2 protein-coding genes are annotated in these 2,750 nt (G+C 58.3%); one reads left to right on the top strand and one right to left on the bottom strand.

The genetic code is table 11. From position 1 onward, the window contains the following. Positions 1-165: 165 nt before the first annotated feature. On the bottom strand, positions 166-1,410 hold the full coding sequence (locus M3461_21365; GenBank protein MDQ3776714.1) for a hypothetical protein: 1,245 nt from the start codon (positions 1,408-1,410) through the stop codon (positions 166-168). Between the two features lie 984 nt (positions 1,411-2,394). Here M3461_21365 and M3461_21360 point away from each other — a divergent pair. Then, positions 2,395-2,628, top strand: a complete 234-nt coding sequence (locus M3461_21360; GenBank protein ID MDQ3776713.1) for a hypothetical protein — start codon at positions 2,395-2,397, stop codon at positions 2,626-2,628. The last annotated feature ends 122 nt before the right edge of the window (positions 2,629-2,750 follow it).

Genomic DNA, 2,750 nt, shown 5'->3' with positions numbered 1-2,750 from the left:
TCCTGAGCGTGACGCCTTTCGAGCAAATGCCTTTGCTTTAGTTGCTTACCGATATGGCGCCAATCGAAGAACCGACCATCTCCAGTAACCAGCTGATCTTGCTTTGAAACCTGTCGGACACTACTGAGAAGTCACAGCGAATGACTGTTATTGATATAGCGCCGCTCAAGGCCGCCTTCGGCGACGACTAAACGTGGTGCTGACGTCACCTCTCCGGGTCACTGTGGGCCGGATTCTTAGGATGGAGACAGGCGTGACGTCGGTCCTCTGAGGCACTAGGAATTTCTCGACGGTCTCGTGAGCGTGGCGCTCGCATTCCTTGGAGTCCCGAACTTTTCCATTTGCCATCTCCTCGGCGAAGGCGAAGTGCAGCTCGAAAAGTTGCTCGCCGTCCACGGTCTTCTTCAGCGAGAAGCGATCGTGCTTGGCGAAGATGTCGCGCCAGATCGCGCGGACGGCGGCCCAGTAACGCGTGGTCTTCTGCCAGTATTCATCCGCCGCGGCCAGGCTGGGCGACGTAATCCGCTCGTAACGATTGATGCCCCATTCTTGCGCGAGGAATTGCGCCGTGTCGCTGCTATCGCCGGCCACGCGTTTCCAATTGTCCTGCTCGTGCACCCAGCCGGTGGGCGCGATGACAATCTGATGCCGGCCTTCGAGTACGTTGTAATCTTTGCGAACGGAAAATTCCCGGCGGGGCAGTGGCCGCCAATCTTGTTCGCTCAACCAACGCGAAACGTCGCCGGAATGGTCCCAACGCCCGACCACTTCATAACGCGGCGAATCGTCCACGTGAAAAACCGCCTGCGACCACGCGCCTTTCACCGACTCCGGCGTGCGCTGCTCGCGCGCCCAGGTGTTGTTCCCTTTGAACTGATACAGGTCAGTGTCCTGATAGGTCCAATCCTGCCGCCAATGTTTGGTCAACACCGGTCTGCTCTCGTCGCCCGTTTCGTCGGCAGAAAACATGACGAGCGTGTGTTGCAGGCTGAGGAACTCGCCCTTGTCCTCGAGCACGCGCACGTGCTCGGTGGCCCAGGAAAAATAGGGTCGCGTGTTCGTGTAACTCGCGGTGAGACCGATGGTATCCATGAAATGGAAACTAGTCCGAAAATCGCCGGCCATAGCCAAAATGGCGGCGCGGTCGCGGGCGAAGGCCGATTCGCCGGGCGCGCTTTTTCGTTCCACGGGCGGCGCCAGTCGGACCGCGGTTCCCTTCGTCGTTCCGCCGCGCGGTTTCGCGACCACTTCCGGTTGAAAGCCCCAGCCAAAAACATAGGAACCGTTTTCGCCGGAAGATTTGGTTGTGGCGGCGGCGACTGGTGCGGGATGAGGTGCGTGCGATTTCGGCGTGTGCGTGCAGCCCAGCAACATTAGGCACGGCAAAACCAAGACGAGCGCTCGTCTCATAAATTCTTTCCAATGGCCCCCGTGTGCGCGGTCGGCTTGCGCGAGTTCGATGGGAGACTGCTTTGAATGACCGCCAGATTATACCGCTGACCATCCCCGGTTCGCAACCGCCCCGCGCCCGCATCCAGCTGCAGGCGGCCATCCATCTTGAACCGTTATCGCGCCGCGACAAGCTCGGCGCTTCTTGCAGGGGTGGAAGTCCCCGTCGGGTAAGGGCCAGCCACCCACCCGTATCGAGTCTTGCGTCTGTGGCGGAGTCGCTGGAAGGCGGCGAACAAGACAGGCGAAGCGTAGACAGAGTATCCTGTAGGCCGTCGGGGTGACGCGCACCCTGAAGTGCTGGTACAGCTTCGATGAAGGTCCGCCGGAGTCCACAGGCCGTGGCAAGCAGGAAGAGAAGCGCTGGAGAACTCGGTAAGCCCCGACGGGTTCCGGACGTGGGGACAGCAAGAGTAAGGTAAACAGCTACTGAGGCACAGATGGGGAAACCCGGAAACAGGACTAAGCTGGAACCTACCGTGTTGTGGGAGAACCACGCGCCCGGTGGGCGGGCAAGCGCTAGATGTCCTTGGGGTGTCTTATCAGGCATAGTACTTGGCGGTGGGGAGCCCACTACCAGGGGAAGGACCTGACGGAAGTACGCAGCCTGCAAAGGAAACTCGTGCCGGACATGTTGGGCTGGATCCACACGAGCCAACCTCACTGCGGGGAATAAGCAATCGAGCAAGAGAAAGTAAAGACCATCGTTTTCAGAATCTGTATCAGTGCCTGAACGCCGAATTTCTACGGGAGTGTTGGCAAGACCTGAATCAGGACGCGGCCAGCGGCGTGGATGGAGTCACGGCGGTGCAGCACCAGGAACACCTGGAGGAGAATATTCAGGACTTGGTGCGGAGGTTGAAGACCAAGTGCTATCGTGCCAAACTGGTGCGACGCTGCTATATACCGAAGGAGAATGGAAAAGAAAGGCCGCTGGGCATACCCGTGTTGGAAGACAAACTCGTACAACTGGCCTGCGCCAAGTTGCTGAATGCCATCTATGAACAGGACTTTCTGGATTTCAGCAACGGCTATCGGCCCAATCGCAGTGCGAAGGAGACGGTCGCCGACCTGACCTTCAATTTACAGTACGGGTGTTATGGGTACATCGTGGAAGCGGACATCACAAGCTTCTTCGATAAGCTCGATCAGGACCAGCTTCTGGAGATGCTAGTGTAGTGTCCCTTAAATAACTTGACAGATTCTCTGGCAATTGCTATGCTCACGGTCATGCCGAACACGAGGCTGTCGATCGAGTTGCAACCGGCTGAACGGACGCAGCTCGAAAAGTGGGAGTCCTC

This window comes from Pseudomonadota bacterium (assembly GCA_030860485.1).
GTDB lineage: Bacteria > Pseudomonadota > Gammaproteobacteria > JACCXJ01 > JACCXJ01 > JACCXJ01.
Note: the sequence above shows the minus strand (reverse complement) of the source record. Positions and strands in the feature narration are given on the sequence as shown.

Coding starts and splice junctions, on each gene's coding strand:
- M3461_21365 (MDQ3776714.1), bottom strand. CDS start 1,410: ATGAGACGAGCGCTCGTCTTGGTTTTGCCGTGCCTAATGTTGCTGGGC.